Origin of the sequence: Metallosphaera javensis (ex Sakai et al. 2022), assembly GCA_021654415.1 — an archaeon.
GTDB lineage: Archaea > Thermoproteota > Thermoprotei_A > Sulfolobales > Sulfolobaceae > Metallosphaera > Metallosphaera javensis.
This window is the reverse complement of sequence record AP024487.1, coordinates 1,758,632-1,781,346: the sequence shown is the minus strand read 5'-3', so window position 1 is coordinate 1,781,346 and position 22,715 is coordinate 1,758,632. Positions and strand designations below refer to the sequence as shown.

Annotated in this window: 18 protein-coding genes and 4 pseudogenes; 9 read left to right on the top strand and 13 right to left on the bottom strand. The window is 41.6% G+C overall.

What is annotated here, in order from left to right:
- Window positions 1–316 precede the first annotated feature (316 nt).
- The 4 genes from QVC96_RS10070 to QVC96_RS10055 all read right to left on the bottom strand — a co-directional run bounded on the left by QVC96_RS10070 (window position 317) and on the right by QVC96_RS10055 (window position 5,829).
- Entirely contained in the window at window positions 317–1,093 is a 777-nt protein-coding gene (locus tag QVC96_RS10070; protein WP_287689148.1) for an acetoacetate decarboxylase family protein, read from the bottom strand.
- Window positions 1,094–1,687: 594 nt separating this feature from the next.
- A complete protein-coding gene (locus QVC96_RS10065) occupies window positions 1,688–3,169 on the bottom strand; it encodes a CoA-acylating methylmalonate-semialdehyde dehydrogenase (protein WP_287689147.1) in 1,482 nt (493 codons plus the stop codon).
- Window positions 3,170–3,861: 692 nt separating this feature from the next.
- Complete coding sequence (locus QVC96_RS10060) at window positions 3,862–4,851, bottom strand: inorganic phosphate transporter (protein ID WP_287689146.1); 990 nt, start codon at window positions 4,849–4,851, stop codon at window positions 3,862–3,864.
- 231 nt (window positions 4,852–5,082) lie between these two features.
- The gene (locus tag QVC96_RS10055; RefSeq protein ID WP_287689145.1) at window positions 5,083–5,829 is read right to left on the bottom strand and encodes a sugar phosphate isomerase/epimerase family protein; all 747 of its coding nucleotides are present in this window, start codon (window positions 5,827–5,829) and stop codon (window positions 5,083–5,085) included.
- Window positions 5,830–6,834: 1,005 nt separating this feature from the next.
- Between QVC96_RS10055 and QVC96_RS10050 the strand changes: the two genes are divergently transcribed.
- Together QVC96_RS10050 and QVC96_RS10045 are read left to right on the top strand one after the other, a co-directional pair.
- Window positions 6,835–8,304: an MFS transporter gene (locus QVC96_RS10050; protein WP_287689144.1), complete on the top strand. Its 1,470-nt coding sequence runs from the start codon at window positions 6,835–6,837 to the stop codon at window positions 8,302–8,304.
- Between the two features lie 460 nt (window positions 8,305–8,764).
- On the top strand, window positions 8,765–10,024 hold the full coding sequence (locus QVC96_RS10045; RefSeq protein ID WP_287689143.1) for a mandelate racemase/muconate lactonizing enzyme family protein: 1,260 nt from the start codon (window positions 8,765–8,767) through the stop codon (window positions 10,022–10,024).
- Here QVC96_RS10045 and QVC96_RS10040 read toward each other — a convergent pair.
- From QVC96_RS10040 to QVC96_RS10020, 5 genes and pseudogenes are all read right to left on the bottom strand, one after another.
- Window positions 10,012–10,683 (bottom strand): HAD family hydrolase, encoded by a 672-nt coding sequence (locus QVC96_RS10040; RefSeq protein ID WP_287689142.1) that lies wholly within the window; start codon window positions 10,681–10,683, stop codon window positions 10,012–10,014. The two genes, QVC96_RS10045 and QVC96_RS10040, sit on opposite strands and share 13 nt — an antisense overlap.
- 297 nt (window positions 10,684–10,980) lie before the next feature.
- Complete coding sequence (locus tag QVC96_RS10035) at window positions 10,981–11,106, bottom strand: hypothetical protein (RefSeq protein WP_287689141.1); 126 nt, start codon at window positions 11,104–11,106, stop codon at window positions 10,981–10,983.
- A 64-nt stretch (window positions 11,107–11,170) separates the two neighbouring features.
- Window positions 11,171–11,398, bottom strand: a complete 228-nt coding sequence (locus QVC96_RS10030; protein ID WP_287689140.1) for a hypothetical protein — start codon at window positions 11,396–11,398, stop codon at window positions 11,171–11,173.
- Between the two features lie 533 nt (window positions 11,399–11,931).
- Window positions 11,932–12,286 (bottom strand): annotated as a pseudogene (locus tag QVC96_RS10025) (helix-turn-helix domain-containing protein); the annotation flags it as partial.
- Window positions 12,287–12,441: 155 nt separating this feature from the next.
- Window positions 12,442–12,609, bottom strand: a complete 168-nt coding sequence (locus QVC96_RS10020) for a hypothetical protein (RefSeq protein WP_287689139.1) — start codon at window positions 12,607–12,609, stop codon at window positions 12,442–12,444.
- A gap of 45 nt (window positions 12,610–12,654) precedes the next feature.
- Here QVC96_RS10020 and QVC96_RS10015 point away from each other — a divergent pair, with 45 nt between their 5' ends.
- Both QVC96_RS10015 and QVC96_RS10010 read left to right on the top strand, forming a co-directional pair.
- Window positions 12,655–13,143 carry a helix-turn-helix domain-containing protein gene (locus QVC96_RS10015; RefSeq protein WP_238027283.1) on the top strand — a complete coding sequence of 163 codons (489 nt, stop codon included), beginning with the start codon at window positions 12,655–12,657 and terminating at the stop codon, window positions 13,141–13,143.
- Window positions 13,115–13,651 carry an IS630 family transposase gene (locus QVC96_RS10010; RefSeq protein ID WP_287688834.1) on the top strand — a complete coding sequence of 179 codons (537 nt, stop codon included), beginning with the start codon at window positions 13,115–13,117 and terminating at the stop codon, window positions 13,649–13,651. Before QVC96_RS10015 ends, QVC96_RS10010 begins: the two co-directional genes overlap by 29 nt.
- Here QVC96_RS10010 and QVC96_RS10005 read toward each other — a convergent pair.
- A complete protein-coding gene (locus QVC96_RS10005) occupies window positions 13,619–14,455 on the bottom strand; it encodes an IS5/IS1182 family transposase (RefSeq protein WP_287689138.1) in 837 nt (278 codons plus the stop codon). The two genes, QVC96_RS10010 and QVC96_RS10005, sit on opposite strands and share 33 nt — an antisense overlap.
- 274 nt (window positions 14,456–14,729) lie before the next feature.
- Between QVC96_RS10005 and QVC96_RS10000 the strand changes: the two genes are divergently transcribed.
- The 3 genes from QVC96_RS10000 (at window position 14,730) to QVC96_RS09990 (ending at window position 17,892) form a co-directional block, all read left to right on the top strand.
- Window positions 14,730–16,049: a sugar ABC transporter substrate-binding protein gene (locus QVC96_RS10000; protein ID WP_287689137.1), complete on the top strand. Its 1,320-nt coding sequence runs from the start codon at window positions 14,730–14,732 to the stop codon at window positions 16,047–16,049.
- Window positions 16,050–16,127: 78 nt separating this feature from the next.
- Entirely contained in the window at window positions 16,128–17,093 is a 966-nt protein-coding gene (locus tag QVC96_RS09995; RefSeq protein ID WP_287689136.1) for an ABC transporter permease, read from the top strand.
- A 10-nt stretch (window positions 17,094–17,103) separates the two neighbouring features.
- On the top strand, window positions 17,104–17,892 hold the full coding sequence (locus QVC96_RS09990) for an ATP-binding cassette domain-containing protein (RefSeq protein WP_287689135.1): 789 nt from the start codon (window positions 17,104–17,106) through the stop codon (window positions 17,890–17,892).
- Between the two features lie 428 nt (window positions 17,893–18,320).
- Here QVC96_RS09990 and QVC96_RS09985 read toward each other — a convergent pair whose 3' ends face one another.
- Window positions 18,321–18,989 (bottom strand): helix-turn-helix domain-containing protein, encoded by a 669-nt coding sequence (locus QVC96_RS09985; RefSeq protein WP_287689134.1) that lies wholly within the window; start codon window positions 18,987–18,989, stop codon window positions 18,321–18,323.
- Between the two features lie 220 nt (window positions 18,990–19,209).
- Window positions 19,210–19,600, bottom strand: a pseudogene (locus QVC96_RS09980) (IS1 family transposase); the annotation flags it as partial.
- 65 nt (window positions 19,601–19,665) lie between these two features.
- Between QVC96_RS09980 and QVC96_RS09975 the strand changes: the two are divergent.
- A pseudogene (locus QVC96_RS09975) lies at window positions 19,666–20,894 on the top strand (IS256 family transposase).
- A 45-nt stretch (window positions 20,895–20,939) separates the two neighbouring features.
- On the opposite strand, the pseudogene QVC96_RS09970 reads toward QVC96_RS09975, so the two are convergent.
- Window positions 20,940–21,263, bottom strand: a pseudogene (locus QVC96_RS09970) (IS1/IS1595 family N-terminal zinc-binding domain-containing protein); the annotation flags it as partial.
- A 200-nt stretch (window positions 21,264–21,463) separates the two neighbouring features.
- On the opposite strand from QVC96_RS09970, the gene QVC96_RS09965 reads away from it, so the two are divergent.
- Window positions 21,464–22,687, top strand: coding sequence for an amidohydrolase family protein (locus tag QVC96_RS09965; protein ID WP_287689133.1), 1,224 nt, complete (start codon window positions 21,464–21,466; stop codon window positions 22,685–22,687).
- Window positions 22,688–22,715: the final 28 nt, after the last annotated feature.

The following is a 22,715-nucleotide window of genomic DNA, read 5'->3' as shown; positions in this document are numbered from 1 at the left end:
CATAGGCAGAACTCTAAATTAAGGATTTTTATGGATGCCTAAATGACGACTACTTAGTGAGGTTGCCTAAAAGTAAGTTTTACTTAACATCTCTATCTATATTGAATTATCGTTAACTATCACAATATCTTTTTTATTTATAAGAAATATCATGATTAACTTGTTATACGTAATTTTCTCAGGATAATACATTGAATATTTATCGAAATCAACAAAAACCTGAATGAAAAGTGCTAAGTTACCGCGTTATAGAATGAATTTATGCGAGTTTGACGGCACTATGGAAAAACAAGGCTCTATTCGTTGACCGTCTGGGTTAAGGTCCTTTTTTAAGTAAAACAGTTTTATTTACTTTAAAATACTGTAGAAAGTGATATCCACTATATATTTTTTCTATTTCTAACAAGTTAACCTCGTCATTGATATATCCTCCAAGTTCCACTTCTGCGTTTCCTTTCCATACGTTCTCAAGTTTACTATCTTCTTTCACTCTACTGACAAGCTCATATACTTCTTCTTCTCCATCCCCTCTGCTTGGAAATCTCCTGATGTTAAGAAAAGGGCCAAAATCACTTACTGGAATTTTTTCCGCTTTTTCAGCTAGCTCTACCCTCAATCTAAACATGACACCTCCTCCTCTTACCACATAGCCTCCCAGCTTTATTCCACTTTTGGGCGAATCATATTTTGGTAAAAGCGGATGAAGCTTTGTCATGCTTATCTTAGCTAATTTTTTGGGATAACCGTCTAACCATCCCCTGACTAATGCCCAATCCTTATCGACCCACATAAAAGGATAATAAAGGTAGTTTTTTCCTTCAAAATTAACCTTTAGTCCTATCGCGCCCTCCATATATTGCGTTAAATCTGGATCCATATACATATTTTCCCACTTTTCTCCCATTACTGATATGAATTCTGCTACATAAATCCACCCTTCCCCATCAGTCGTCAGGTACTCAGGGAGTATCTTGGATGCTTTCTTACATTCAAACTTTACGTGAGACGCTATGTATGTTACACCATAATAATATGGGGGTGGGGGTACTATACTCGAATTTCCCGTTCTGGTAATGGGTAGAGTGAAAGACATATTTCTTCTCTATACCTTCCGAAGAATAAATTTATATATTTTTCTAATTGGATCTTGCATTTTAATTACATTTTTAAATTATAGTTAATATAGTTATCATGAATTAACTTCATCTTCCGGTACGTAATCTCGTTATAATTTTATTTTAGATAATATAAAGTGTGTTCATACTGTCGTCACATCAGCATAATTTAAGAGAGCAGGGAATTAGATCTCAAAGCTATTTCGTCGTGTATCATGTCGTCAAACTTGCATAAATTCGCCTTATGGCGTTATGACTTCGCATTGAACTCCTTGAAACTTAAAGTATGCCACTATGATTACACTATGTCGTCGTGTAACAATTTTTGCAAAATTGATGGCGCCATGAGTATTCTCAATAATTATTATATAGTATGGAATAGTATCCATATATCTTATTTTCTCTTTTCTCTACTATCAAGACAATTCTACTCAATTAATCCTATACTGAATAATAAGAAACGAAAAACTAGAATACAATTCGCAATGAAGACGTAAATGGTCCGACCTAAAATAACTATAAAGGCCTTATGCCTTAGATAAAAACTATACAAAAAAGGAAGGCTTTAAAATTTAGAACCACCTTTCAATTATAACCTTTCTATCTGTGAAGAGATCAAGAGTTTCCACTTGAGGATGTAGCGCACCGAAGAAGGACTCCTTCATTCCAGCAAATGGGAAGAATGCCATAGGTTGCGCAACTCCTATATTAATTCCCACATTTCCAGCGACTACTCTAGAAGCGAATTCCCTTGCAACACCCCCAGCGGATGTGAATATTGATGATGCGTTGCCATATCTGCTTCTATTTACTAGGTCAATTGCCTCGTCTAAGTTTCTGACATGAAGTATGGATGCTACAGGACCGAATATTTCATCCTTGGCTATTACCATATCGGGAGACACTTCGTCAAAAATGGTAGGACCTATATAATATCCCTTTGGATACCTCTCTACCTTGACATCCCTACCATCAAGTATTAACTTGGCGCCCTCTTCTACGCCTTTCTCGATATACCCTCTGATTCTTCTTAGAGCATTTTCATTTACAACAGGGCCAACGTCAGTTCCCTCATCTAGTCCATATCCTACCCTCATGGACTTTGACGCAGCAACGAACTTTCGCTTTAACTCATTATAAACATCTCCAACTGCTACTAGGTTTGCGTTAGCCAAGCATCTTTGACCTGCACTTCCAAAGAACGACGAGATCAAGTTGCTCACAGTATCGTCTAACTTAGCGTCAGGCATTACGACTGCAAAGTTTTTAGCTCCTCCACTAGCGCTAACTCTTTTCCCGTGTTCTGCTGCCTTCGCATAAATATATTTAGCCGTGTTAGTTGATCCCACGAATGTTACCGCCTTAATATCTCCATGTTCTAAGATTCTGTCTACTGATTCCTTGGCACCGTTGACGATATTAACAACTCCTGGGGGAAAGATCTTCTGAAGTATTTCACCTACTAGCATCATGCCCAATGGAGTTATTTCGCTGGGCTTAACTACTACCGTATCTCCATAGACTAAAGCGTATGGAATGAACCAGAATGGGACCATAATAGGAAAATTAAATGGAGCGATAATCCCCACAACGCCTATAGGTTCTCTCACAGAAATCTCATCAATTTTTACAGCAACCGATCTCATATATTGCCCCTTAAACAGAGTATATCCAAGGGATATTGCTGACTCGATGTTTTGAATCGCCCTATCCAGCTCTCCTATAGCTTCGGTCAAGGTTTTTCCGTGATTTATGGTTATGGCAGTTGCCAATTCCTTCTTTTTCTCCTCCATAGCAACCTTTAACTTGAAAAGGTATTGGAGCCTATCAGGCATTGGAAGTTTGCTCCAACTCTCAAAAGCGTCAGAAGCACTTTCTACCGCCTTATCCACATCATCTTTAGACGAGAATGGTACCATTCCAATCTCTTCTCCTTTGCCTGGATCAAATATGGGATGATAGTCATGCGATGAGGATTCTACCAGTTTACCGTTTATTAGGTTCATTATTTTATCGTGGATAATATGGAGTGACATGTTCCCATTATTTGTCATATAGGATATGTGTTATTTAAACCTTTCACTAGTATGTTTAAAATTACCAGTAAAATGTTATAATATATTTTCTGTGTAAAGGAAAATAGGCCCGCGATTCGTAGTGTCGTTCTGGTATAAATCTCTCTAGTAATGCCATGAGGTTACGTCTGACTCTGTGGAGCTTATAATTTATTCGGGCCTAGCTCGGTTTGTTGTGTATTTCACGTCAAAGGCTCCTTAAATACACAACATTGTGTGGTAGCCCATTTATTCCCTTATGACGGCACTATGCTCTCCGAAGTTTTCGGGTACCCTAGGAAGGGTCTTCACATGGATCAAGAGGATGGGGTGGGGACGCCAAGATCATGGTGCTCTGGGGTGCGAGAATGTAGGGGACCAAGATATCAATGTCATTAACAAGATCTGGACTTTAGCATGGTATACACTTAAGCATTTCGCGTATGGGGATTTTTAGTGACATTCGTATTCCTAGGAATGACATGTACATGGTCTTTTACGTGAGGACAAGAGCGATAGAACCTTCTAGGGAGAGTCCCTTGCTCATCCTTAAGGAATAGATTTACTAAGTTCATGAGGGATATTAAGGCATTGAGCAAGAGTTTTGAGACCATGAGATACTTGATGGGATTAGTTCTGTGGGAGAGGAAATTGATCCCAGAATTTATCCCTATTATGACAATACTATGAAATTAATAGTGGAGCAATATGGATAAAAGGGCTTCATAGGACACTGTCGATCCTAGCAGGCACACGGTTGGTGCGATGGACCAAGTTGTGAGTATTTTTTTGAGCTCAGGTATATTTGACCGATTAAGGTCTAGTAGACTTATTCCCATAATGCCTCCCATGGTAACTTGGGTAAGTGAAATAGGTATTCCGATCAACGTAAATATTTCACTTACTAGGAAGCTTGATAGCATGACAGATGACGAAGACGAATAATTTAATTTAGCCAGCTTAAACCCCATCTTCAGTGCTGATCTTTTAGAAAGGAGTAATACTCCCAGTGCCGACATAACTGCGAAAACGAATGGTACAATAATACTAATACTACGTGATCCAATTAATCCTACGGATATTATGAGACCTATAGTATTGGCCCCTAATACAAAAATAATAAGGCTAGATGATATTAAAATTAATATTTTGTAAATTTTCATAGATACTATTAGATTCTTATCTATAAATCTATTTATAGTTTTTCTTATTATATTTATCAAAATGATAGACGAGAAAGCAGATGCGATTGGTGCAATAACCCATGATATAACCGTAAGATCAACTTTACTCCAGTAAATATGTATAGAAGATGTAATAAGGGATAATATAACTAGAGATGGAAGTAGCATTTGGCTCAATGACGTGGGAATTCCCCTTCTATTTAAGAAATAAAAGGAACCTAGTGAGGTCAGTAAGGAGCTTAAACCTATTATTTGAAGTAGTTGCATTGGACCAGAAAACACAGTCAAAGTGTAATTTACCATCCGGATACTCCCCAAATATGCTCCTAAGAACATTGCCAAACAGCTTACGACTATCACGTATCGTCTTTTTATTACGTTTGTTGCTATTAAAATGGAAATACCTGGAACAGCATTATTGCCGCCTACCATGAATGACAGCAAGGCTCCAAATAAAAGCATCATTATCGGTATTACCACCATCTCTGAAACATCCAAGGGAGATTACTCTCAATTATCGTTTTTTAACTTTGCGGTGATCTATAGAAACTATATAGGACAATATAGTCTATATATTCTATATAGATTTCAGAATTGTGTGGTGGTAATTACTTCATTAAGATCATCAAACTTAAGCTTCTATATACATTGTTTTAATAACTTATTTAAAATTTTAAATAAGGAATCAAGATTAATTATTTATTCATCATAACTAGGAGGTAAACTATGTTATATCTTCTTCAGTATATCTCTTATGTAAGAATATCCTTTTTTGATCTCTTCTTTTACTTTTTCTCTCTCCATTTTATCGAACTCTAACATAACATAGCCATCATAACCAACATCTTTTAATGTTGATAAAATCTCATAAAAGTCTATTATGCCTTGGCCCACATTTACAAAGTCTCTCGTAAATCTAACTTCACTTTTAGGTAATCTTGCTCTTAGATCCTTTAAGTGAATAAGACTTATTTTATTGCTAAATTTCTTTATAAAATTAATAATATTAATTCCAGCAGCTTCAGCATGTGCAGTATCAAGACATATCTTTAGATCTGGAACCACTTCTAGCAACTTTACTATCTCAGGTTCCGATTCGAAACATGTCCTCAAATGATTGTGGAGAGCTAAGTCTATGCCCTTTTCGCTGGACTTTTTCTTATATGTTATTATTTTCTCTATAGCACTGGAACAGTCCCTTTCACGAGCAACTATCCATAAAAGTGTAGTACCACTTTTCTCTGCTACATCCAGTTCTTCTTCTCTTAACGAGAAATAACCACCAGCGTTATCAATCCCAGTCTCGTGCAACATTATGGCAATCTTATGTGGATGTTTAATTAATTCTTTAGGGAGAAGCCTAAATTCCAATCCTATACCTTGATATCCTATTGATTTAGCCTCATGTAAGACAGTTTGCATTTCGTTTTTGTCTTTTATTTTTCCCCAACATAACGTGGTAACAGCTATTTTCACATCAATAGTTCATGTCAGCTTAATTAATAAGTTTAATTTACCATACTACGTGAGGTTTTAGGTAATTTAATTGTTTACTAAATCTCTGAAGCTAGAAGATCATTATGAAAGTAGAGAAGCATATCCTAGGATCCATTTTCCTGGCCTAAAGGATTATCTTAGAGAAAGAGAAAATTATTCAGTTGTTCCGATCGCATTTAATCTGATACTAGCTGTAACGTACATTTATATTCTCCATCTGTGAAAGCAAGTTTTAGTGAAAGTAACGCTCATGTAGAGTATGCTTAACCTAGTGCCTGGAGTTATTGTAATTAAGGCCTTGTGAGCATCTATTAAATATCTAATTGAAAGAAGATTTAACATGTCGCCTAATAGAGATTTCATACATCAAACCACTAAATTAGCATGATTTTCTGAAATCCAGTACTTACCTATCGTTAGCCCATCTGAACAATGGATTGAGGATGGCTTTCAGATACTCCATATTGACCTGAATTCATGAAATCGTGAAATTTTTATTTTTATTAACTATCAATTAGATGGGACTCATACTCTTAAAAGTTGGTCTCTACGGTAATTAACTCTTAGCAATGTTCAAGAGGTGGCCACTATCACAATCTTCCATATATAAGCTTTGCCTTACTTCTATCGTGAAGCCTCGAATATTTGCGAGTTAACGTCTTTATACTTGCTAGTTTTGACGTCCAGAAATCACGATTTAAGAATCGAGATTAGATTATTTCGAAAAGTTAAAACAAAAGTTTATCTCCTTTTGCCTAAGCTTAATATAAAAATTTTGGCCTCCTCCTTGATTCTGATATTTAATGTATTCACAAGAGGGTTAAAAGTATGACTATATTTTACCTAAAAGGAAATTCAAGGCCTTCCCAGGAGCTATCTTATTTCCTAATTACTAAATTACTATATAAAATCTTACAATATAATAGAGTATCATGATAAAACGAAAACCTTTTAAATAAGTTAAAACAAAAATGAATTGAGGCCATGGGAGTGGAAAGTAAAGATTCAAAGGATAAAGGTTTAGGAGGAACAGAAGACTTCGAGAATAAAGGTCTTAGGGAATTGCCCAGATACTGGTGGTATGCATGGTTTACAGCCTCAATGGGGCAATTCGTCGATGCATATGATACACTAATTATAGGTGCAGCTCTCCTTTTCCTCATCCCATTATGGAAATTAAACGCAGTTGATACGGGACTTCTAGCTGCCTCTGCTTTCATAGGCGTGGCAGTCGGTGCACCTGTATTTGGCTCAATTGCTGACAGAGTTGGCAGAAGATTCCTCTACATTTTCGATCTAACATTTCTGGTTGTTTTCGGACTTCTTTCTGGTCTTGTATACAATTTTGCTGAGTTATTCATCACAAGACTTCTAGTGGGAATTGGTGTAGGAGGAGATTATGCACTTTCACCAACTCTAGTTGCTGAGTATGCTCCGTCTAAAAGGAGAGGCTTCGCCCTAGCATCTATGAATAGCTTCTGGGGAATAGGTTCGATCGTAGGATTTCTTACCGCGTATGCACTGGCCGTAGGTCTAGCATCAAATCCGAACTTAGCGTGGAGAGTAATGCTAGCTTCCGAAGCTATCTGGGGACTTGTGGTAATCCTCCTGAGGACAGGTATATTGGAATCTCCTAGATGGGCTGAAATCCAAGCTAAACTTGGAGGGGCTAAAAAGGAGAAATGGGAAAAGGAAGCAGAGGATTCCATAAAGAAAATCGCTGGGAGCTCAGACGCTAAGATATCCACTGGACAAGCTACTAAAGGTTCCATCAAAGATTTATTTAGAGGTAAGATGTGGCTGGTAACCCTATTTGCGTGGGTTTGGTGGCCGGTTTTCGACGTTGCAGCCTATGGAGCAAACCTATACACACCATATATTACGGCTGGACTTGGCCTCACATCTAAGGCAGACGCTTTCTTAGCCTCGGCGTTATACTGGGGAATTGCACTCTTGGGTTACTACACTGCTGCCTATTACTACGATAGGATTGGAAGAAGAATTCTAGTGATTGTGGGTTCCCTCATAATGGGCATTGATATGTTTGTAGGATTAGCCATATATGAATCTCTTAAGGTTCTTCCTTTCCTTGCAGTGCTGGGATTATTCTCAGCATATTACTATTTCATGAATTTCGGGCCAGGTCCATATACAATGACGTTGGCAGAACTGTGGCCTACTAGGGTTAGAGGTACAGGAATGGGATTAGCATCTACATTCTCCAGGATCGGAGCAGCCACCAGCTCGTTCGTTATCCCCTCCATAGTTGCTGCAGTGGGCTTCGGAGGCGCGTTAGCCCTGTTAGGTGCCGCAATTTTATTTGTAGCCCTATGGTCATTCCTAATGATGCCCGAAGCATCCAATCTTACTCCAGATGAACTGGAGACAAGGCTTTATATGGGAATATTTAAGAATAAGAAAAAAGAGAAGGCTAGCAAGCCTCAAGTTAGTTAAAGATCTATAACTAATTTAAAATTTTTATTAAGAAAATTAGTTTTTATGAGCATATAAATTATCTTGTGTATGAAATCTTAAAAAGGCCTTATTTGTATCTAGAACAAGGGTGCATAGTGTGGATTTTCTGAAACCGAGCCTAACCCCTCATGAGACCATGGCTTAACCAAGCCAGATTTTGATGACCATTTATTAGACACTCTATCCACCAATGCACATTGGATTATTTATTATACCGGTGATGACTGATTATATAGATCTAGGAAAATTTAAAAATCAATTGAAATATCATGTACAAACCATACCGGGGTCTGCCACATTGATATCGTTTTTAGAGTTTCATTAAATAGATAAATTTCTCATTATAAGTATGAAATATTAAAAATCCTAGAACCCCATTCATGCCTGCAAATAAAAAAATTTAAAGCCAATACGCAAGGAATCATTATGATGGGTTGATATGAATCTAAAAATCAAGGATTTCAAGTTGTTCACTGCGCAAGCAAACTTTGAGTGGTCATTTGTAAGGGTATATGCAGATAACGGCCTATATGGAACTGGTGAAGCTGGTCCTGCACCAGGTCTAAAGGGAATGGAAGACGAGTTCAGGCAACTCTTGGTGGGAGAAGACGCATTTAAGATAAACAGGATTGAGCAGAAACTTAGGTTCGCTTCTCTCTACGCGGGAACCACTGTCTATCATGTTATTTCTGCAATAAATATAGCCCTCTTTGACTTAATAGGGAAATATCTGAACGTGCCAGTTTGGAGGTTATTGGGTGGAGATAGGGAATCTATAAGGGTATATGTGGATGCGCATGGAGGAAAGGGACTAGAGGCGATGAATGCTATGCATTTGCCAGTTAATTTACCTTGGATAAAGTCAGCCGAAGTGGAATCCCAAAGATTAGCTACCACGTCCAACCCAGTCCATGGTAGGCTTTCCATTGAAAGGTGGAACGAAGACTATACGCCAGAAGCCTACTCTAAGAGAGCTAAGAAGCTAGTTGATGAAGGGTTTACCGCACTGAAATTTGATTTAGATATCCCTACCCCATATCTAAAAGATTATCTAATAAGGAGCGGTGAACTTACCCTAAAAGATATAGATTACTTAGCCGACATAATGAGAGCCGTTAGAGAAACTGTGGGCACGGAAGTAGACCTAATGGTAGATCTTCACTGGAGATTTAACCTTAATACTGCTATAAGGATCTGTGAAGCTCTGAAGCCCTATAGGCTAAGATGGATAGAGGATCCCACACCAGCTATAATCTCGATCTATAATATGGATGAGTTACAGTTATTGGAAAGGTACTGCGGTCAAATTGCTACAGGTGAAAATCTATACACCGTATACCAGTTTAAAGACCTACTTAAAACTGGAGTGAAAGTATGGACTCCCGACGGAGTAAAATGCGGTGGTATCTCTGAACTCAGAAGAATTGGTGAACTCGCCTCAATGTATGATATAGAACTTTCTCCTCACAATACCGCCTCACCCATTGGGACCATGGCCTATGCCAATGTACTTTCCACAGCAAATACACTGGGAGTGCTGGAGTTTCATGGGCATGACGTTCCTTTCTGGAATGATATTATAAAGCATAAAAAGAAAATAATAGATAAAGGTTTCATAAACCTGACCGAAGAACCGGGAATAGGCTTAGATCTCGACGATGAAGCCATGAGAAAATACTGGCCTGATTATGATTTATAACTGTGGTGATTTAAAATAAAGTTTATTATTTTTCTTCTGTCAACTGAGAAGTTCTCGACGACAAGATCCGCATCGGCCAACTGGTCAACGGTATAATTTCCCGTGGCCACTGCTATGGCAGTAGCTCGTACTTTTTTGGCAGCATCTATATCTTTAGGTGTGTCACCTATCACAAAAATATCCAAATTCTCTGAACGAGGTATTAGGCTCAGAGCCTCCTGTAACATTTCCTCTCGCCTTAGAAAGTTATCTCCAAAAGAGCCGAACTTGAAGTAAGAATGTAGGTCGGCAGCAGCTAGCCTAGCCAATGCAATTTTCTTACAGTTACCAGTTCCTATTCCAAGTATGGCTTTATTGGAGAGTTCTTTCAAGAGATCAGCTACGCCCGGTAGCATTGCCACATCCGAAGGTTCAAAGAACTCCATGAAGATATCCGAGAGTTCTTTAACGAGGAGATCCAGTTCTTGTTCAGATTTTTGAAACCCACTAATTCTAAATACCTCGTAGACTATACCTCTATCCGTCATTCCGTGTGTTATTAGATTATTATATTTATGCTTATCTATTCCATATCTCTTAAAAAGTGTGGAGAAAGCTAATTTGTGAGCCCTCGAATTTTCGAGTAGCGTCCCATCGATGTCAAAAATAACAGCTTTCATGTCATGTTGTTTAAAGCTATTTAATAAAAATATTTTATGCTTGTAGCCTCAAGTTAAAACATTTTATAATTTTTTCTATATATTTATGATAAATCTATTTTAGTCTGTAGTAACATGTGCAACATCTGTTGGAAGACATAAAACAACATTCATTTATACTAGCGTGTGGTGTGTGGAGTGTCTGAAGAGTTAGCATCCTTCCCGAGTGTAACCGGGTAGGGACCAGCTCGTAAATCCCGTTGGAGTCATACGCCCTGTCTCCAAACCTGACTACCTTACCTCCCTCCCCTAATCCTATTAATCTCGCGGACTCAATCTCTGAGTTCCACATCTCCACTCCACCATGTTCATCCTCTCCTTATTTACGAACCACCTTGATGCTGGTTCCTTCTCACTCATGCATACCTTCCGCTTCGCGCTCATCCCGTCCCGTCACTCATCGACTCAATCCTGTCCTTCACTCCTTCGGAGTCTAGGGAGGCATTCCTCACCTCGTCGTAATTTGACCAATCCTGTCCTTCCTCCTCTCAGAGGACACGAATTCAATGGGTATTACGCCATTTTTGTGAAGACCTACAGGGATCTTCCAGGGAGTGGAGCAGGAGGAGGTAGAGGGCCGAGATCGTGATCCCCATGAAGAGGTGTTCAGCAACAGTACTAGGGCCAGTCCTTCAGACCAGGTACTCCTGCTCAAGTTCCGGCTATACCATGTCATGAGGAACGTCGCCCACTTCCCCGTGGTAGAGGCATACACGGTACGGGTAGTCTAGTCCGTATAATCACTGAATAACTCGCGGTCCTCTAGGAAAACTAACGATACGAATATGTAATCTTGGATGAAATAATTCAGATGCTACACACTGATACTCAATATTCATATCCTACGGATAGGTCCCGTGTCATAGGAAAGGGATAGCTAGAATTTATGCCTTGATGACGTCACTATGCTGAAACGTGTTCTCGCTCCTGTCTCCCACGGAGAACACGACGTACATTCCCTCCCTAGAGAACACGAATCCCGTGAAGACCCACGAGAGAGTGTCCAGAACGCATAAAATTCAATCTATTTTGATAGGAAAATATAGATAAATAAGTTGAATTAGTGAGACCTTAATTCCATGGAAAGTTCCAGGAATGACTTTACGTGATTCTTGACATGTTAAACTAAAGTATTACTCTGATTCTGCGAAAACCTAGAAACTCAAACAGTTTCTCGTTGAATTTTTCTCGGTCCGGACACCCTCACGAGTAAAACGTCTTCGCGTTCCTCCTGAAGTAGGTCCACATCTCGTTCATCTTCACGCCCTCATCCAATGTCTCCCCAGCCTTTCTCCACAGCTCCACGAGCTTTGCTCATTCTTCCCTCCGTACCTCTTGATCCACGTGAATACCATGCCCAAGGGGACCTGAAGTACCTTGGAGATGGCCCTCATGCTCATCCCGTTCGCGTACATCCTGAGGGCCCTCTCCCTCACGCTCTCATCGTGATGGTGCTTCGCTCCCTTCACGTCTTCCCGCACTCCCTGCACAGGTAGAACTGCCTTCCCGTCACCTTCCCGTTCTTAACCACGTGATTCCGCACGAGAGAGTGTCCGGAATGCACAAAATTCGGCTTATTTGACTATAATGTATAATATTAATCAGTCATATCAAGCTTGCACCTTGAAGAAGGATTAAATAATTCTACATAATTTATATCTAAGAGCAAATCTTAATACGTCATCATCGCTTCACCCTGACTCTTCACGTCCCAGGACGTCAGGGGAACTGCACTGCCCGCAGGTGGGGAGGAGTCCTCCTCTGGATGGAGAGGAAGTGGACCATGTTGTACGTGATGGCTATCACGTAAATGAAGGCCTCGTTCCTGGTCCCGCTCTCAGCGTAGGGCCTCCAGTGCTGCTTAAGGAAGATCCCGAAGTACTCCACTAGTACTTAGGTAAAGTTTTTATCTTGGTATTACTAATATAGAATGTGGAGGAATTAGAGAAGGCTTACAGGGAGGAAAAGAATGCTAGGATAAGGCAGAGAATACTGGGGGTGAAGATGTACCTCGTGGACGGGTTCAGGGAGTACAGGGTGGCCGAGGTCCTCGGGGTTTCGTACTCAACGGTGAAGAAGTGGGTCGCGAAGTACAAGAGGGGAGGGGTCGGAGCGTTGAGGGATAGGCCAAGGTCGGGTAGGCCCAGGAAGTACTCCAGCGAGGAGGTGAAGAAGGTGCTGGAGACAAGTCCCAGGGAGCTGGGATACAACCTGGAGGGGTGGACCATGAGGGCGCTGAACGCTGAGCTGAGGAAGAGGGGGATAGTTTACAATAGGTATCACCTTTACAGGGTAGTGCACCAGCTGGGGTACGGTTTCGTGACGCCCAGGCCGGTGAACGCCAGGGCCGAGGTGGAGAAGCACCGCGATTTTAAAAAAAGTGAAGGAACTGATGGGACGCAGGATAGCGTTCTTCGATGAGACAAGGGTGGTGGTGGGCACCACGGTGAGGAGGTGCCTCGCCAGGAGGGGTTCCAGGCCCAGGATCAGGGTGAACCTGGGCTTCCAGCACTTCTACGTCTTCCTCGCCCTTGACGCCATTTCAAGGAAGGTGCTGTACACCCTCTACAACTCCCTCTCCAGCAAGAACATGAAGAGCTTCGTTTACAGGATGGAGAGGAAGTGGGGCAGGGAGACCAAGTACCTCGTCCTTGACAACCACTCCTCCCACAAGACGGGGGCTATCCTGGACCTGTTCAGGAGAAGGGGAGTGAGACCCGTTTTCACCCCAAAGTACTCGCCAGAGCTAAACCCTGTGGAGAGGATCTTCAAGGACCTGAAGTTCCACCTTGCGAACAGGTTCTTCAACAACGTGGAAGAGGCAAGGGAGGAGGTGAGGAGGTTCTTCGAGGAACATCACGATCAGTTTAATCTTGATGTGGTCCAATATCTGGATTTAGATGAAATAGAGGTAGAAAACAATGGATAAAAACTTCCACAAAGTACTAACGTAGGGACGAAGGTATTTCCAGGGACCGCGGGGGTGTACGAAGGTACCGCGTTCCCTGAAACCCCTGTCCACGAGCTTGAGCCCCCTCCTGGACAGCCTGCACCTCGCGTCGGAGAAGTTGGCGAACTCGACCTCAAGACCGTGGACGAAGAGGGCGGGCGAGATGAGCGGGAAGACCTTGAGCCCAAAGTACGACCTTGTCCACTTCTTGGTCCACCTTCCCTGGAACCTCCTCCTTGTCCTCGCCCTCAGCCTGGCCTTAACGAACGCCTTCAACCTGTCCACAGGTCCAAGGCTCACAGCGTCAAGCCTGTACTTCTCCATCATGGTCTCCAGGCTGGTCTTCCCGGGAGGGAGGTCCAGCAGGAACGAGTCCACCAGCCACTCGATCCCCTCGTAGAGCGCGCTAGACGGTAGGTACATGGTCCTGCATCTCCACTCCAGATCCCTAGCTATCTCCCTGAGCAGGTTCTTCCTCTCCCTTGCGAACCTCTCCAGGAAGTCGAACAGGGTCGTCTTCCCAACGCGTTCACCAACGAAGAGCCTGACCACCACGTCCGTGTTCACAGGGTTCACCGCGTCCCTCAAGGAACACGTGAAAACGATCACGATCAGCAGCTTGAAGTACGTGAACCCGCCCGGTAACCTCCCCTCGACCCTCTCCCTCAGCATCTCCACCACGGGCATGAGGAGGAAAAGGATTTTATCCCTGGAGGGCATATCTTCCAGTGGGGGAACGGACATCACCACGTATTGTGGTCTCTTGATATCTAAGGTGTTCATGGTATGATGTCCGTTCTCCCCCACTTAAGTATTACGCCACAGTTCTGCTAAAATTCTATCATTTGCAGATAATTTCTTGCTGAATTTTTCTCAATCCGGACACTCTCACGAGGGACAGGGAACGTCCCCGTAAACAGGTTTCCTTCCCCTCTTGGCCATAAGTAATACTCCCTATACAAATATTTATACCTTTATGACGACACTATGGACACTACGATAAAACTTTTATACCTGGAGAAATGAAAGATAAACTCAATAGATAGGTGAATTAGCTATGAATAAGTATATTCCTATAATTATAGCACTAGTAATAATAGTAGGTGCACTCGCAGGCGTGCTAATTTATACACATATTACCACTACAACTCCTACCCCTGTAACTTCAACCACAAGTAATTCTACAATCTCCTCTACTCTTCCTCCAGCTGCAGCCGCAAATTCTGGAATAACGATATACATGGTAACTCATGGTGCTCCCACGGATCCATTCTGGATACCAGTAATAGAGGGAGCTGAATATGCAGCAGCTCTATTAGGAATTAAGGTTATTTATGAGGCTCCGAGTACTTTCAGTATCTCAGCCATGACGCAACTCTTGTCCAGTGCATTGGCTGCGAAGCCTGATGGCCTAATAATTTCAGTTCCCGCTCCCTCAGCAGAAATTCCATATATTAATCAGGCCTATCAAGAAGGAATACCAGTGTTAGTGGTGAACGCAATTCCCACTTCCTCTTCATATCCATCATTCCCCTATAACGAGACAATAGCATACGTTGGACAAGACGACTACGAAGCTGGGGTAGGATTGGCTCATTATATAATTACTTGGTATGAACAAACTCATAATGGGCAGAAACCAACAAACATCGTTATTTTTAACCATGAACCAGGTCAGTTCTCCTTAACAGAAAGGATAGCTGGTATAGACTATGTATTAAATCAGAATGGGCTGCCCAACGCTACAGTAGTACCTACCAATCTTAACTTTGCTCAATCCGAATCGATCATATCCTCATACCTCACTGATCACCCAAACACCCAAGTGATCATCACCTTAGGACCCGCAGGAACCGATCCGGCTGTAGCAGCTCTTAATCAGACCGGTCTGGCACATAAGATTGCCCTATTCTCTTTCGATTATGATAACACCACTATTAATGCAATTAAAGCTGGGATAGATGACGGTACTGTTGACCAACAGCCCATGGAACAGGGATTCTTAAGTGTTATTGTAATGTTTATGTATATAAAGCTACATCTAGCTCCAGCAATCTATAACATCTCCACAGGTCCATTTATAATTACTCCCCAAAATGTTCAACTGATAGAAGAACAAAATGGGGAGACTAGTTTACTTTCATCCTATCTAAAAGTAGGCGGAGATCCAAATGGCGTATATATGAATCCGTTGATATTAGGTCACATAAACTCAAAGCAATTGCTTTCTAGAGTCACGGTACAATTTATTCATAAGAAAGGTTACTATGAAGTTATTATTAATGGCGAGAGAAATCAAACATCACTACAGTCCTTAGAACACGATATAACCGCAATAGTTCAGGACATTTTCAGAGACGTAATCAGATATCTGTAATAGTCATGTAATTAATGAAAGCATCATCAAGATAAAATTTTTTAATATAGCTAATCCAATTAATATTGGGTGATTGTTTTGAGTAGCTCGTATATAATTAGGCTATTTAGGGAAAAGAGAGGATTAGGTATATTAATTATTTTTATAGTAATAATGTTTCTATTTGATGCTATAAATAAACTGTTCTTCACTCCGGAGAGCCTGAGTGATATACTTTTAGTCGCTACTCAGGATGGAATAATAGCTATATTTGTTACTTTGCTACTCATAGGGGGAGAATTTGATTTATCTGTGGGCGAGGTCTTCGTTTTTTCTGGTATGATTTTCGGATATGCATTACCTACTCTTGGTCCATATTTAGCGCTACTCCTAGCTCTTGTAATTTCAGCAATTATAGGATTAGGTAACGGGTTAATTACAACATACCTTCGTGTCCCATCTTTTATAACAACCCTGGGCACGTCTTTCCTTTTAGAGGGTTTGATATTTGTGACAACAGGAGGGTTTGAAATATCTGTAAGCCTCTCAAGAGTTCCATTTTGGTATTACCTAAGTGGGAGACTTCCTTATGGCTTTAACATGTGGATAGCCTGGTTTATTATCTTTGCCGTGTTAAGCTACATTCTTCTGGAACATACTAGGTTTGGGAATCACATATTCGCAACTGGTGGATCTCAAAATGCGGCATATGCTGTTGGAGTGAATACTAGGCTTACTAAGATAATTCTCTTCATATTCAGCAGTACTATCGCTGGACTTGTGGGAATAATGTCCCTACTCTATTATACTACCATATCACCTGTGGAGGGACAAGACCTACCCCTTATTGTGCTAGCAATTGCGGTTATAGGGGGATCGTCTCTGTTTGGAGGTGTTGGAAGCGTAGAAGGCACAGTGTTTAGCGCCTTAACAATAGGTGCAATATACGTGGGATTGGTACTTGCTGGGGTCCCTTCATATTATTACTATTCATTCGTAGGTGCTCTGCTTGTATCAATCGCTATTGTCAATGAAAAATTATTAAGGAGGAAAGTTCAAACTTAAGGTGGGTACAATGACTGTGGATTACATTAATAACGAGAAACAAAAAGGCAAGCCTTTACTTGTTGCAGATCACCTTTACAAGTATTACGGGGATTTCCCAGCAGTAAACGATGTCTCGTTTAGGATAGATTATGGGGAAATAATTGGACTAGTGGGCGATAATGGTGCAGGAAAGTCGACCTTACTGAAGTTATTAGCCGGTTATCATAAACCAGACAAGGGTTCCCTATACTTTAAAGGAGAAAAGGTAAATTTTAAGTCCCCTTATGACGCTAGGATTTCAGGGATAGAGATTGTCTATCAAGATTTGGCTTTGATATCGACAATGCCCATATATAGGAACATATATCTATCCTTTGAGAAGAAAAAAGGGATATTTCTAGATAAGAAAAGAATGAAACAGGAGAGTGAAAAATTTTTAAAATCCCTAGGGATCAAGGTAGACCCAGATAAGTTAGCTGGAGAATTGTCAGGAGGACAAAGACAATTAGTGGCAATAGCGAGGGCTCTTATGTTTAATGCCAGTCTCATCCTATTAGATGAGCCCACAAGTGCATTATCAGTGTATGAGGCAAACGAGGTATTGAATTTCGTAAAAAGAGTAATAAACGAAACCTATAAAGATAACGCATCAGCAATAATAGTTAGCCATAATATATACCATGTATATTCTATAGCAACAAGAATCCTTGTAATGGATCAGGGTAAATTAGTGCTAGATGTAAAAAGAGGTGATATGGGTCCAACGGAAATGGAAGAATATATTGTAAAAATAACTAGGGAGAGAGCGGTTCATTAATATTTTCTAGATGGAGCACACGGAGATTTCCAACTGACGAAGATAGCGTTATTGGCATGAATTTTTATTTGCGCATCAAGCATATCTCTTATTGTATGATCTAGTTCGCTATGTACCATGGACTTTAGGCTAAATCAATAAAAAGTTCCAAATAAACGTGATAACCTTATAGAAGAGAAGTATAAATCCGAAGTGTTATTGAACAAGGCGGACTAGAAAGTGTACTTTATCTTCATTATTGATTTATTGCTGAAATATCCTTAGTATTTTATAATGCGATTAGTTCATATTTTGTTCTCTATTAATATGATTCCGTTGAAAGATGTTAGTAAGTTATATACAGTATATTAATCTTAAAAATAAATCGCTAAGATAAAAGTACAAAACTTTCATATTTTGATTGGCTTATATCCGTAAGAAAATAAATACTATTCATTCACACGGGATATGGCACCGTGTCCTTTCATGAAACTGACTAGAATTTTTCTTTCTATATTTCTCAAATGATAGTTAACATTAGATGGTGACATATGCAATATTCTTGCAATTTCTTCTAAGTCTACTCCCTTAGGATTATCATAATAGCCCATTTCGGTAGCAACTCTCAAGATTTCTATCTCTTTATCGTTGAGGTCGATCGGTTCAACAGGTTCATATTTGTCTTCTTCTACTTCCATTTGGCTCATGATCTTTTTGATCTCTGAAAGAACAATCCTTGTCTCGCGTTCGGGTAAGACAAATCTCCATTCTTCAAGACCATTCTTGTAAATACTACCCAGAAAGTAACCGTGATACATGTCAATCATTTTAGGTATAGAAATTTCGTGAATATTCTTAACAAAGCTTACAATATAGTTATTTGTACCATACGCAGAAACTCCATTAACTATAAACAGATTGTATGTTTCCCTGAGTAATCGTAGTAGGATGCTTATATTGTCCTTGTGTACTGACACAAGCATTCTGAGATGATTATCATCAATTATTCTAAAATCAAGGATTTTAATGCCCTTAGTTAATCTTTTGTCTGTACTCCAGCAGTTATCATGAATACCTCTTACAGTAATCTTGACCAAACTTGTTGGATAGGACTTCATAAGAATATATTAGTTATAGTTCTTAAATAAAGGTTTAGAGTGGATTTTCCAAAAACACAATGCTTAATCAGGGAAATGAAGTTATAGTTTCTTACCTTTTCTTTCGGTGAGTCCTAAGCGAACATGTTCTCGCTTTTATTGTGAAGATACTATTTGTTCGGTATCTTGGGAATACATAAAGGTCTACGTTAATAGCTCTTGAAAGCAGTTCAGAGTGTCATCATTGAGGTATAAATTCTGGCACCAGCCCCCTCCCACAGAACGAGACCTACGGAGTACCTCATCATATCAAAGCTCCTGTTCACTGCCTTGGTTGCCCTCTTGAACCTCACGAGCCTGTCCCTGAGGGACGAGTGGAGGGACTCATTGGGGTTAACGGGTGACACGACCCTGTGCTCGGGGAGGAGGAAATAGACGTTGTAGTCGTCCGAAACCCAGGTCCCCTTCTCGGGCACGTACTGCGCGAGCTCCTGAAACGTGTTCTCGCTCCTGTCTCCCACGGAGAACATGACGTACATTCCCTTCCTGGAGAACACGAATCCCGTGAAGACCCACAAGTAAAACGTCTTCGCGTTCCTCCTGAAGTAGGTCCACATCTCGTCCACGACCTTCACGCCCTCATTCAGCCCGTCCCTGGGGCTACCCCGGTTAGTTGTGGAGTACGAGGTGAAAAATAATGGCAAAAAATAAAAATATCCCCGGAAGGGGTAATACCATGAGTCCGGAAGCAGAGAGGGTAAAGGCCAAGGCCAAGGCAGTGCTGGAGGAGGCAGTTAAGAAGGGCGTGTCCCTCACCGAGATAGAGGAGCTTGTGCTCCAGGCAGCAATGGAGGCGGAGAGGGACGCGTACCTGGAGGAGCACGACGACGTGAAGAACGGGACGTACTTCAGGTACCTGAGGACCAGGGACGACGAGCTTAGGAGGGTTCCGAGGACGAGGAGGAAGGGCTTCAGGCCAAGGATTTTGCCTGAAAAGGGAGAGAGGACAAGCGAGGACTACGAGGAGTTCCTGGAGGCCCTGGTCCTGGAGGGGTTGTCCCCAGGCCAGGTCAAGGCAGTCCTGAGGAGCAGGGGGATAGAGTACCCGGAGGTGATGGACAGGGTGGTCGAGAGAATAGCGAGAAGGTTGATGGAGTTCAAATCCACTCCTCTCCCCCACGACCTATTTGCCGTGTATGCGGACGTGAAGTTCATCAAGGTCAGGGAGAACGAGGTGGTGAAGGAGAAAGCAGTATACGTGGCGATCGGCGTCGACCTGGACGGAAACAAGTTCGTCCTGGACTACGAGATAAGGGAGAACGAGGATATAGACGGGTGGAGGCACTTCCTCAACGGGCTAATCTCCAGGGGAGTCAGCAGGGTTGACGTGATTGTCACGGACGACTTCCCGGGACTGGACAGGCTGATCTCCACGCTCTTCCCCTCCTCCCAGCACCAGCTCTGTTTGGTTCATCTGGCCAGGAACCTGTACAGGGCGCTTCCGGACGGCGAGAAGGAGAAGGTCTCCTCCCATCTCCCCTCAAGTCGGCCAGGAACGTTGAGGAGGGAAAGGCCATCCTCGAGTCCCTCAGCAAGGTAGTGGAGCCCTACTCGCCCAGGCGAGCCAGGCGACTCCTTGAGGCCTCAGACCTCTACACCTTCCTGAACTTTCCCAGGGAGGTGAGGCACTACATCTACACCAACAACAGTTCCGAGAGCTTCAACTCCTACCTTGACGGGATACAGGACGACCTCGGAGGTTACTTCCCGTCCCTCCTTTACCTGGAGACCTACCTGTTCGTGGCTATCCATGGAAACAACGCGAGGTGGAAGTCGCGTCCCATGTCGGTCATCAGGCACCACTCCTACCACCTTCGCCAGCTCCACGCTGCCCGCTTCCAGGTGACGGACCATGAAAGCTTATAACGCGGGTTCTTTATATTTTCCTACACAACAATATGGGGTAGCCCCGTCCCTGGCTCTCCTCCACAGCTCCGCGAGTTTCGCGTACTTCTTCCCTCCGTACCTCTTGATCCACGTGAATACCGTGCCCAGTGGGACCTGAAGTGCCCTGGAGATGGCCCTCATGCTCATCCCGTTCGCGTACATCCTGAGGGCCCTCTCCCTCACGCTCCTATCGTAACGATATTTCGCTCCCTCCACGAACTTCCTCCCGCACTTCCTGCACAGGTAGAACTGCCTTCCCCTTATCTTCCCGTTCTTAACCACGTGATTACTTCCACAAGAGGGACAGGGAACGTCCCCGTAGACAGGTTTCCTTCCCCTCCTGGCCATAAGTAATACTCTTTATACAAATATTTATACCTTCATGACGACACTCTGAAGCAGTTTAACTATGTTATTTTCCCCGTAAAATTATGAAAGTATAATGCTTTCGGGAACGATCTCAACCCATTTTTGTCATTAACGGCCTTAAACGTCGTTTGAGAATGTTATTTTTACGACTTTGTCTAGCTTATGATTGGGAAGACAAAATGAGTGAGAAGGAAAAATTGGAAAGTATCTTTAATAAAGAGATAAAAGTCATAGATGCAGATGCACATATAGTTGAGAAGCTTGAGCATTACCAAAAATACCTGGATTCAAAGTACAAGTTACCTCAAGTTGTAGAAGATGTGGAGTTTGGAACCAGATATTGGGTGATTGATGGTATGTTAGTACCGAGGCCGTTAAGAGCGCCTGGACCAGGTCCCGTCAAAGGTCTAATTCAGCATTTTGATCATCCAAGGTTTGGTAAAGTAATAGATATGCACAATGAGACACCGTCTGCTAGGGACGGCTCGTTAGATGACATAGAGGGAAGACTTAGGGACATGGATAGGATGGGAGTATATATGCAGGTTGTGAATCCTACGCTAGCTATACCCATAGCTATGATAAAGGATGCTAATTACGCTGCCTCACTGTGCAGGGCATACAATCAATATGTTTCAGATAAACTAGAAAGCATTGAAAGGATTAAGGCTAATTATGTCGTGCCATTACAGGATGTCGGACTTGCCATCGACGAGCTACATAGAGTGGTAAACTACAATGGTTATGCCGGAATTGCAATTCCACCGATAGTTATTGGTGAAGGTGAAGTGGGGAACGGAATAAAAACAGTTGCCGATCCTTCATTCGATCCGTTCTGGAAAGAGGTCTCAAAACTTAATGTTCCTGTCACCATCCACTCTCTATCCTCACTGCCGTTACCATGGATTTTGCTAGGGAGAAAGTATCTTTATTCAAGAGTTATGACCCACTCTATAACCATGGAAATATTACTCACATTGCTAATTGGTGAAGGTTACTTTGATAGATATCCTAACATCAAAGTTTTGCTGGCAGAGGCCGGATCCACTTGGCTTCCCTACTGGATATTTTATTACAGCGAGCAATATGAGCATCCATCCATAAAAATAGCAAAGGAATATTATGGTATAAACGAGCTTCCTAAGGCCCAGCCATTAGAATACTTGAAGTCAGGAAATATATATGTAAGTGTTGAGGCCGAAGAACCTACAGATATCTTGGAATATATGATAAGAAAAATGGGTATAGGATCGCAATTAGTCTTTGCCACAGATTATGGCCATGAAGAAATGGTGATTGGTGCAGTAAGGAACTTCATAGAGAATCAAAGTGAGCTAGGAAAAGAATCTTTAATGAATATTCTATCTTTGAATTCAAAGAAATTCTATAATTTTAATTTTTAAATTTTTATGCTCAAATTGAATTAAGAGG